Here is a 10,181-nt window from a genome sequence, read left to right as displayed (position 1 = left end):
TTTGAGGGAATCACAGGAAGAGCAGGAGATGGGGAGATGGGGAGATGGGGAGATGGGGACTTAGATTAGCAACTGGCTCTCCACAACTGCTTAGGTGCCCTTGAGCTGCTCCCTGCTCCCTGCTCCTTGCTCCCTGCTCCCTGCTCCCTGCTCCCTCTCTCACTATTGGTGATTTTTCATAACTATATTTTTCACAACTCGTTTAAAATTGTGATAAGATAGGGTTTGAAAAAAATCAGGATTAATCAAAAAGTTAATATCCGATATTCGGGATTAATGGCGATAAAAAAAACTAAGTGTTAGTTAAAATAATTGCTTTTCACCGATTCCCGATTCCCGATTCCCGATTCCCGATTCCCGATTCCCTGTTCCCGATTCCCTGTTCCCTGTTCCCTAAACGATATGCAAATTATATTTCGTGAGTTTAACCCATTTGATTTGTGGATTTGGATAGAATTTAGCACTGTTCCTTCCTATCGGGAAAAGGAATATGTGGAAGAACTGTTCAATTCCTGGTTTTTATTAGGTAAATTGGGAGGATTTGATGCAGAAAACCTGCCAGTGCAAGAGGTTGGCCTAGAAATCAGCTACATGGAATATGATGATAGAGTAGCGGAAAAGAGTTTAATGGCCTTGATGCATAATCAGGGCGAGTTTGAGTATGAAGGCACTTGGGGGCGCTGCTGGTTTGATTTAGGAACTAGTGATGCGATCGCTCTTGATATTTTAATTAATTCTCTCCGGCAACTTGCCAAAGAATATGTGGAGATTGAAAAATTAATTATAGGTGGTGAAAACGACGATTGGCCAGTACAGGATCGGAGCAAATCAATGTTTTACGAGTCTAATTTAAACTAAGTCCTACTAATCACTTAGCAAATCGTGCCTGGATTGTAAGCATATGCGCTACGCGCACGCGTACGCGAACAGCGTTCAGCTGTCAGCGGTCAGCTTAGAATAAAATTGAAAGTCTGGGGAAAAGCCCTTGGCCTTTGGCTGATAGCTGAATGCTTACATTACCCATCACCACTTAGTAAAAAAAATACCAATTCAATTAGGGTGGGCAAAGTAATCTAATCATTAATACTGATTTGAACCAAACTGTTTTTGCCCACCGGACAAGCTCAAGTAAAAAAAATACCAATTAAAGTAGGGTGGGCAAAGTATTCTAATCTAGAATTATCAAAATAAGCAAACTGTTTTTGCCCACCCTACTTGATTAGGGATTAAACCGCCTCTAGATTCCTTTCCCCAGTCCTAATCCGGACAATTTGCTCAATGGGACTGATGAAAATTTTACCGTCGCCGATTTTACCAGTGTGAGCAGCAGCGAGAATTTTTTCTACTGCCATGTCAACTAAGCCATTTTCAACAACCACTTCTAGCTTGACCTTGGGAAGAAAGTCTACTCTGTACTTTGTACCGCGATACTGTTCAGTTTGACCTTTCTGCCGTCCAAATCCCCGAACTTCAGACACGGTCATGCCAACGATACCAGCATTGACTAAAGCGATTTTGACGTCTTCGAGCTTATAGGCTCGGATAATTGCCTCGATTTTTTGCATTTTCCCAGCCCCTTACTGGGGCTTCCACTCCAATTAACTAACACCAGCATGACATATATACCACGAAAAATAAATTTTTCTGTAAAAAATAATACATTTATGATTGGTCATTGGCTCATTGCGATGTTCTTGACTGTCTTGCTCAGGGAGGATATAGCGCTACGCGCAAGTCAGAAGTTAGAAGTCAGAAGTCAAAAGTCAGCGATTACTTACGTTTCGGAGTTTAGGAATGTCCTAACAGTAGCGCATAGTGCTATAAGTGGGAATCCCCCTCCCGACTCCCATTAACCCAATAATTTGTACCTCACCCAATTGAGAAGTGCTATCTCTTCATTGAAATCCCAGTGCTAAAGCTCCCTGGTAAAATATCAAGCTAGCTACCCAAGCCAACCCTAAGGAAAACACTAAGGAAAATAGGGTAAATTTCCATGATTTTGCCTCATTAAATAGGGTAACAACGGTAGTTAAACAGGGAGTGTAGATTAAGCAAAAGATACAAAAACTATATCCTTGGATAAATGTCACTGTATCAGTTATCTGCTGACTAACAGCAACGGAGTTAAGTCCATAAATTACAGCTAAAGAGCCAATCACAATTTCTTTAGCAATGAAACCAAAAATTAGAGCTAGGGTTAAATGGGGATTAATACCAATGGGATTCATGACCGGACTGAAAAATTGTCCAATTTGCCCGCCAATGGTATCCAATCCTGTCGCTCCTGGCGGTAAATTCGTGATGAACCAAACGGCAACACAGCCAAAGGTAATAAACCCAGATGCTCGTTGCAAAAATTCTTTGACTTCTCCCCACCCTCTAAGTAACACTTGTTTGAGGGTGGGAATTCGGTAAGGGGGTAATTCTATAATAAAAGGTTCCTCGTTTTTAAAGACTCCTTGGAAAAGAGCAGCAGTGACAATGGCGGCTACAAAACTAAGTAGGTATAGGGAAAATAATACTAACGCTCCGTTACCATGGGGAAATACAGCAGCAATGATAAAGACAAATACCTGGAGTCTGGCAGCACACAAAGCAAAAGGAATCACTAGCATAGTTAGCAGTCGCAAGGCTTGCGATCGCATAACTCTAGTTCCCATTAATGCGGGCACATTACAGCCGAATCCCATCATTTGCATCACAAAACTGCGACCATCTAACCCCAACCGTTCCATAAAGATATCCATTAAATAGGCAGAACGGGATAGGTAGCCACTATCTTCTAGAATTGCCATTAAGATAAAGAACAGCACAATTAATGGAACAAAGGAAGCAACGGTAGCTAAACCGTTCCAAATCCCATTAATCAAAAAGTCTTGAATCACTGTGGGTAAGGGTTGGATGACAGGCTCAATTATGGCACCTTGAATCCAGCCAGTCATATCATCCATCAGGTCTTGAGAGGGGAGTCCCACAGTCCAAACCACCCAAAATACCAGGAACATTCCTAAGAAGAACAAGGGTAATCCCAATATCGGATGCAGCAGGAACTTATCAATCCTGGCAGTTAAATTGACTGCCATCTCAGAGGGCATTTCTACCGCACCATTTAGTACTGATTCTATCTCTTTAGTGGAAATAGAGCTATGCTCAGATAAACGAGTTTTTAGATTATCTATTCGATTATCTCTATTAATCGATTCTTCTTGTGCGTTTAATGTTTTAGAAATTTCTAGGTATGCCCTCATATAGCCGTCTCCATACTTGGCACTAATGAGGAACACAGGCATATCCAAATTATCGGATAATTTTTCTGTGTTGATTTTAACTCCATATTGCTTAGCTTCATCAGCCATATTCAGCATCACCACTGCAGGTAAACCTAGGGCTTTTACCTGCAATGCCAAGCGAATTTGACGGTCAATTTGGGAAGCATTGAGAACAATAATAAATAGATCAACAGCAAAATTTTCTAAGAAGGTTTGAACAATTTTCTCATCATCAGAAAATCCGTTCAGGTCATAAATTCCTGGTAAATCTACGAATTCCGTAGGTTCGCCATTGAGTTGGACATTAGCTTGTAGTAGATCTACAGTAATGCCGGGCCAATTGCCAACGTGAGCACTGGTACCTGTGATACGGTTAAAGAAGGTTGATTTGCCCGTGTTGGGCATTCCTAGCAAGGCAACTCGCTTAACCCCTTTCGAGTCTTCAATGACGGCGGTGCTGGTATTATGGCAAGAGGTCATAATGTTACTGGCAGATATTTGTTTAAGCTCTGCAGGCTATCGGGGGGCCTTGAACAGTAACGATTATATAGCAATATAGCGGTTTTTAATTGGGTGAGGTACAGAATTTTGGGATTTTAGGGAACAGGGAACAGCGGATCTGGGAACAGGGAACTCAGAAGAGGGAATAGGGAACTTCGGAATTGGGAAAAAATCCTGTGTATCTCATAAGTATGGAAAACCCTATATTTCCGATTACTATAGCAATACGCCGTCGGGTATTTACAAATAATGGTGAGGCATAAATTACTACAAGCTTTGTAAAACTTGGCTTGCCTGTTGCCTGTTGCCTGTTGCCTGTTGCCTGTTGCCTGTTGCCTGTTGCCAGCCCGTAGCGCTATAACTATTAAAGCGATTCGGCAAAGCCGACGCTACGCGATCGCTAAAGTATCGCTGATACAAATTGCAGCTAACCATCACGTGATTGTCTGACCAATTCACCAGCTCGATACTGTACAACTTATAGCAATTCTCATAGCTATGAGAATTGCTATAGTCTTGGAAATAGGTGGTGCAGCTGACTTTACTACCGAGGTCCTGATGCCAATAATCATCCAGCATAGGTTTTAGGTTCAGCTTGCGGGTGACATTGTAGGCTAACCAACGCAAAAATTTATCTAGGTTAGTGAGAATTTCAACATCCACTCGTTGAAGGTTCAAACGCACAGTTTGGTAACCCTGAGTTTCTGCATGAGCCAGAATCCTGACCATCAGGGATGTTTTACCCATCTGTCTGGGTGCTTTAATATGAATAAAGGCTCCTGGTTTAACAATCTCTTCGTAACACCTAAATTCATAGGGGACTCGCTCGACATAAAATCGGGAAGCTAAAGGAACTCTTCCCTCTGGTAACTCCAACTGCTGGGATTGGTGATTGAGGATTTGGGATTGGGGATGGTTAGGAAAAAGAACATTTGAGATCTGTTGCTTAGCTGTAGATTGCACCTTCCCTTTGTAGTAAGGCTCTAGTCGCTGTTTCAATACCCCAATCTGCTCCTGAGTATGACTCGATTCTTGATTGACCTGTCGTCTTTCGAGTACACTGCGAAAATTGGTTTTACTGACTTTTTCCCCTAGTGCCTCTGAGAACAGTTTCCATAATTTAGGGGCAACGGTCTGCTTGATATAACTTGCTGAATAGCCTAACTCTTGAGCGATTTGGTCATAGGTTTTGCGTTGCCCTTGCCAGGATTTTTGCAAAACTGCTCTTTGGATATCACTCAGATATTGCCCTGTGTTGGAAAACACTAATTGTTCAGCAAATCCTAATCCTTCCTGAATATCAATCAGGTATTGTGAGTTAAGCACTGCCATTTACTTTGCACCCTACATGATTCTTGGCGGCTAACCTGAGTGTGATATAACCATATAAAACTGCTATAATACCAGGTCAGTAATCAAAATTATGGCTAGAAGCAAACCAAAAGATGAGTAAGCATTCAGCCGTCAGCTATCAGCTATCAGCTTATGGGCTACGCGCACGCTACTTGAGGTGCTAGCAGGCCCGAGAACTGCACGGGGTCGGATGAGTAAAACGAGCAGGGATTTTCAACCAGGCGTACCAGCCCGTAAGCTTGTTTACTACCTCCCGTTGATTAGCTGACGGCACCTCAAGTAGCGTGAGCCTTTGGCTCACGGCTGATAGCTGAATGCTTACAAAGATGATAGCCCTTTTGCTGAAATCCTAATTGCTTCGTTCTTTGGCTTCGCCTACTTCGTTATTCAAAATGATTAATGTCTCGATCGGGTAGGAGCTAGTCAAGAGTTCGGTGTGTTATATCAAATTCCGTTAGCCTACATTTTTAGTAAGGCTTACGAAAGTTTGCGATCGCGTAGCGTGGCCATAGGCCAATCGCGTTTGCTCAACGTATGGCTTAGGTATAGATTGTCTACACTATATAGCAGCTCTCAATACCCAATTGAGAACTGCTATATATTGGTAATTTGTTAAGATTGCTAATTTCTTGAGAAGGCCAGCTTAGGCTTGCTGTTTCTTTTTGCCCTTGAGGGTTGCACCAACACCGAATGCACCCACTCTCAGCAGACCTAGCACTGAAGCCGGTTCAGGGACAGATGTAGTTTCTAAGTTTGTAGTTTCTACGTTTAATGTAAATTGTCCCACCATGTCCCAGTAACCATTTGGACCGGGCTAATTCTCCAAAGACTGAAATCCCTGGATTGGCGGTCTCTCCATTGAAAAACAAATTCAAACCGTAATCACTGCTGCGATTAGCAAAATCGCTTCTCCCATCACCATAAATCGTAAATGTATGGATACCTTCTGTTAGTTCAAAGTCGATGTTGCGAGTACTTGAGCCATTAATGAATTCACCGTCTTCACCATCGCTGGTAACGAACAAGTCCCAAAAGCTATTATCAGCACCGGTATCCCAAACAAGTGGACTGTTCGTACTTCCTGATCCATTAGTCCCAAATTCAATCAGTCCAGTTAAGCTTGTTGCTTGTGCGCTGCTGGTAGTTCCTAAGGTGACTAAGGCTAGGCTGGTGGTAGCAACTGTTAATTTGGTGAGTAATTTTTTAGTCATTGTATTTTTATCAGGCTAAGGGGTGATAGATGCTAGTCTAATCGGGTTTTTTTTTGCCACATTGAACTGGATTGCTTATTTTCAGTATGTCAATCCATATCAAAAAATAAAATATCTAAAAGTTCGTATAACTTCTTAAGGTTTTGAATTGGGTCAATCTCGATTAATTACGAACTTTTTAATTAACGAGTTTGCGACTTAATAAAGAAGATTAAAGTGATGGAAGTTTGCGTTCGCGTAGCGTGGCCTACGGCCAATCGCGTTAGCTAAACGTATGATTTATGTGTAGGTTATGTATAATATTTATTGAAGCCAAGCTCAACTAAATGGCACGTTCCAATTGCCCTGAGATTAAGCATGATAGCTTGATAGCTTTAATACCAATAGGACTTACGAAGTTTAGTTGGGTTCGCCCCCCTAACCCCCCAAATATGGGGGGTACTACTGAGAAAGTCCCCCAAGTTTGGGGGATTTAGGGGGCAATGGGTAAGTCCTGACCAAAATCAAGCGATCGCTCTACTCCAACTCGACAAGGGATTCGCTTCATCGTTGCCAGGGTTTGCTGCTGTAGCACCATGCGATTGGCCGTAGGCCACGCTACGCGAACGCATCTTGAGGTGAATCAAACGGACCCCAAGGTTGGAAAATTTAGGTTAGTATCCGAAATAGCCATTCTGTTATCCTATCCACAGGTGCGACCCGTGGCGAATTTAATTCTTAATGCGGAAAGCGCACCTTAAGATTTCCGTAACTGGTTTGCTGATTTTTGTTAATGTACCTCATAGTTATGCAAACCGCCGTAAGTCCGGAAGAGCCAAAAAAATTCCCCTTTCTGTTTAACCATTCCAGTATTCAGCAACGCCGAAAATAAGCGAACCGGGAGTTTTAAGGCATCTTTTGTTGGAAGTTGGGTCTATTGATGGTTTCTTGCTACTAAGCAGCAGTAGGTAAAATAAAATTACGCCTGATCTAAATTAAAAACCCCTCTTGTCCCATAAGGGTTTCGAGACTTGTGAGCCAGCGCGGTGGACGAGTTCCCCGGCATAAAGCGACTGGCGTTGGCGCAGCCTCTCCGGAGGAGATACCCGTAAGGGTTCAAAATCATGGTTTTGGAACTATTGAGGAAATTACAAGGGTTTCAACCCTTAATTGACATTAAAAGTAAATTATGAATACTAAAGGGGTAACTAGACTTGTCCATGAAGACTGTGGCTGATCGCACAAGGGCAAAACAAAAATTTAAGAGTGGAGTTAAATGGATCGGCTGGTCAGGGATGCTGACCATAGCTACTGCTGGTGGCTTGCTACTCTACAACTGGAATCAGAATCGTCCCTCCGAGCCAGTAGAGGTAAGTCTGTTGGCCGTGGAAGAAGATTATCTTGAGGAAGTGATTAACGAGAGCGGGACGATGGAACTAGGTGGTCAACAAACTCTCCAATCTCCAGTAGATGGCACAGTAGAGCAGATACTTGTTGGTGTGGGTAATAGTGTTGCATTAGGTCAGACACTGGTAATTCTGAGGGATCCAGAGCGCCAAACTGCCCTTGCGCAACAGCAGTTAGAGATTCAGAAACAAGAACTGAAGCTAGAGCGCAACCGTCAGAAAACTATTGAAGCCTCCCAAAAGCTGACAGTGGCTCAAAAGGAACTCCAGGCACTTGCCTTCCAAGAGGTAGAGATGCGCAAGCAGGAACTCCAGCTGGCTCGCAACCGTGAAAAAGTTCTAGAACTTACTGCAAAACTCAACGCTGCTCAACGGGAACTCCAAGAAAGTGAGGTTCTCCTGCAAAAGGGCTTTATTCCAGAAAATGAACTTCAGCAACAGAAAGACCAAATCCTAACGATTAAATCTCAATTGCGGGATGCTGAGTTAGCCGTTGACACCACGGTACTGGAACTGCAGAGTCTACAACAGCAGCGCCAAAGTAAACAGCGGGAACTGTCAAACCAAGTTCTGACTGCTGAAGCTCAATTGCAGGATGCTCAGTCACAGGTCAGTACAGATACTCATGAACTGGAACGCCTGAGACTGGAGAGAAAAAAAATTGAGGAGGAAATACAGAAAAACCTTGTCAAGGCAACCCTGAATGGAACAGTGCTGGAAATCAATGTCAAAGTTGGAGAAGTGGTCAAGCTGGGCGATGCTCTGCTGACCCTCGGCAATCCCTCACAAGGAATAGTAAAACTCCAGCTTTCACCCCTTGATGCTGTCCGCGTTCAAGTCAATCAAATTGCCCGCGTTAGAGTGATTGGACCAAACGCCAAAAGTTTCACTGGCAGAGTTCAAAGCGTGTCAAAACTGGCAACTACCTCAAATAATAATGGTGAGAAGGGAAAAAGCTCTGGTCAAGCCACGGTGACTGCAACTATAAAGCTGGATCGACCCAGCAAGACGCTGATTCCTGGTAGCAAATTGGATGTTGAGATTATTGTGGCTGCACGCCAAAATGTAGTAGTTTTGGACACGGACGTGATTCAAAATTCTGGAGCTAATGCCTTCGTGTGGGTACGGGATACTCAAGGCAAGGTTCAAAAACGCAGTGTAACACTGGGGCTAGAGGCCTTAACAAAGGTAGAGGTAACGTCGGGACTACGCCCTGGCGACGTGATAGTTTTGCCCCCCACTGGATCGTCCCTAAACCCAGGAATGCCTGTTATCCCCAAAGCAGAGCAGTAAAGCAAATCGAAGCAATGGTTGCTCAAAACTTTTCAGAAGCAGCCAAAACACTTGCTATTTATTTATTTATTTATTTATTTATTTATTTATTTATTTATTTATTTATTTATTTTGAATTGCTCATGAGCATCTCACCCCTTGACTTAGTTGCTCTAACTTACAACTCTCTAAGTGGTAACCCCTTACGTTCTTTGCTAACAACCCTGGGCGTTTTTATGGGGGTCGCTTCAGTCAGCGCCACCTTACAAATACGCAGTATCAGCCGAACTGTTATTGAACAACAACTAGCCGAGCGAGAAGCACCTCAGTTGAGCGTCTATTATTGGACCAACGATGGCAGAAAGCTTCAGCTAGAAGATATGGAATTCTTAAAACAGAGAATGGTAGGCTTGTATGCCATCAGTACCTATACTGGGTTTGATAGCGGTCAAGTCATCTTCCAAGATAAGCAGGCGAACCTTTCTATCCATGCAGTTTCCCAAGACTACCTGCTGACTTCGGGTCGAGCAATCCTGCAGGGGCGGTTCTTCAGTGTTGCTGATTTTGCCAACTATCGACCTTTGGCGGTCATAGATCAATTTTTGGCAGAGCAACTTTTTCCTGGGCAAAACCCGATAGGGCAACGCCTTTATGCCGCTGACCAGCCCTATATCGTCATAGGGGTAATCGAAACTAAGCTAAGAACTGCAGAGTATAAACCAAACGGTGAGATGCTGGTGCCCTTGTCCCTCTATAGAGTTTTGAGCGGCGGTCGTGATATCGGAGGACTTCAGCTGCGCCCCAACAATCTCAAAGACATGAAAGACCTAGAACAGCAGGCTCAGCAGCTGTTATCCCAACGCTACCCAGGTGGAATGTTTTGGGCTCAGAATAACATTGATGATATCTTGGAGCAACGGCAAACACTGGTATTTGTTTCCCGGGGACTGCTAGTCCTAGCAATCATTACGCTTTTGGTTGGCGGTGTTGGCATTGCCAATATTACCCTTGCCTCAGTGGTTGAACGCACCCAAGAAATTGGCCTGCGGCGAGCAATCGGCGCAACCCAGACAGAGATTAGGCTGCAGTTTATTCTAGAAGCTGTTTTACTAAGTCTCGTTGGAGGTACAGTTGCGATCGCCACGGTACATTGGGCGACGATTGGGGTTGCCAATAAGTTTGAGTTGCCC

Annotated in this window: 9 protein-coding genes; 4 read left to right on the top strand and 5 right to left on the bottom strand. The window is 43.5% G+C overall.

Annotated elements, in window-relative coordinates; translation table 11 throughout:
* Positions 1 to 402: 402 nt before the first annotated feature.
* The gene (locus tag F6K20_RS10865) at positions 403 to 858 is read left to right on the top strand and encodes a DUF3531 family protein (RefSeq protein WP_008181265.1); all 456 of its coding nucleotides are present in this window, start codon (positions 403 to 405) and stop codon (positions 856 to 858) included.
* Between the two features lie 368 nt (positions 859 to 1,226).
* Here the strand turns inward: F6K20_RS10865 and F6K20_RS10860 are convergent, their stop codons facing one another.
* Positions 1,227 to 1,565 carry a P-II family nitrogen regulator gene (locus F6K20_RS10860; RefSeq protein WP_287248372.1) on the bottom strand — a complete coding sequence of 113 codons (339 nt, stop codon included), beginning with the start codon at positions 1,563 to 1,565 and terminating at the stop codon, positions 1,227 to 1,229.
* A gap of 48 nt (positions 1,566 to 1,613) precedes the next feature.
* On the opposite strand from F6K20_RS10860, the gene F6K20_RS10855 reads away from it, so the two are divergent.
* Positions 1,614 to 1,853 (top strand): hypothetical protein, encoded by a 240-nt coding sequence (locus F6K20_RS10855; protein ID WP_008181263.1) that lies wholly within the window; start codon positions 1,614 to 1,616, stop codon positions 1,851 to 1,853.
* 42 nt (positions 1,854 to 1,895) lie between these two features.
* Here the strand turns inward: F6K20_RS10855 and feoB are convergent, their stop codons facing one another.
* The 4 genes from feoB to F6K20_RS10840 all read right to left on the bottom strand — a co-directional run bounded on the left by feoB (position 1,896) and on the right by F6K20_RS10840 (position 6,334).
* Positions 1,896 to 3,749: a ferrous iron transport protein B gene (feoB, locus tag F6K20_RS10850; RefSeq protein ID WP_008181262.1), complete on the bottom strand. Its 1,854-nt coding sequence runs from the start codon at positions 3,747 to 3,749 to the stop codon at positions 1,896 to 1,898.
* Between the two features lie 288 nt (positions 3,750 to 4,037).
* Positions 4,038 to 5,102, bottom strand: a complete 1,065-nt coding sequence (locus F6K20_RS10845; RefSeq protein ID WP_287294653.1) for an AAA-like domain-containing protein — start codon at positions 5,100 to 5,102, stop codon at positions 4,038 to 4,040.
* Between the two features lie 664 nt (positions 5,103 to 5,766).
* Entirely contained in the window at positions 5,767 to 5,913 is a 147-nt protein-coding gene (locus tag F6K20_RS39895; protein WP_353736747.1) for a PEP-CTERM sorting domain-containing protein, read from the bottom strand.
* Positions 5,852 to 6,334, bottom strand: a complete 483-nt coding sequence (locus tag F6K20_RS10840; RefSeq protein ID WP_287294650.1) for a hypothetical protein — start codon at positions 6,332 to 6,334, stop codon at positions 5,852 to 5,854. The genes F6K20_RS39895 and F6K20_RS10840 overlap by 62 nt, the downstream gene beginning before the upstream one ends.
* A 1,199-nt stretch (positions 6,335 to 7,533) precedes the next feature.
* Between F6K20_RS10840 and F6K20_RS10835 the strand changes: the two genes are divergently transcribed.
* Both F6K20_RS10835 and F6K20_RS10830 read left to right on the top strand, forming a co-directional pair.
* Complete coding sequence (locus tag F6K20_RS10835) at positions 7,534 to 9,012, top strand: efflux RND transporter periplasmic adaptor subunit (protein WP_008181246.1); 1,479 nt, start codon at positions 7,534 to 7,536, stop codon at positions 9,010 to 9,012.
* A 122-nt stretch (positions 9,013 to 9,134) separates the two neighbouring features.
* Positions 9,135 to 10,181 (top strand): ABC transporter permease (locus F6K20_RS10830; RefSeq protein WP_287294648.1); only part of this gene is annotated, 1,047 nt, incomplete at its 3' end.

Origin of the sequence: Moorena sp. SIO2C4 (assembly GCF_010672485.1) — a bacterium.
Lineage (GTDB): Bacteria > Cyanobacteriota > Cyanobacteriia > Cyanobacteriales > Coleofasciculaceae > Moorena > Moorena producens.
The sequence above is the reverse complement of the archived record's forward strand: the minus strand, read 5'-3'. Positions and strand labels throughout refer to the sequence as shown.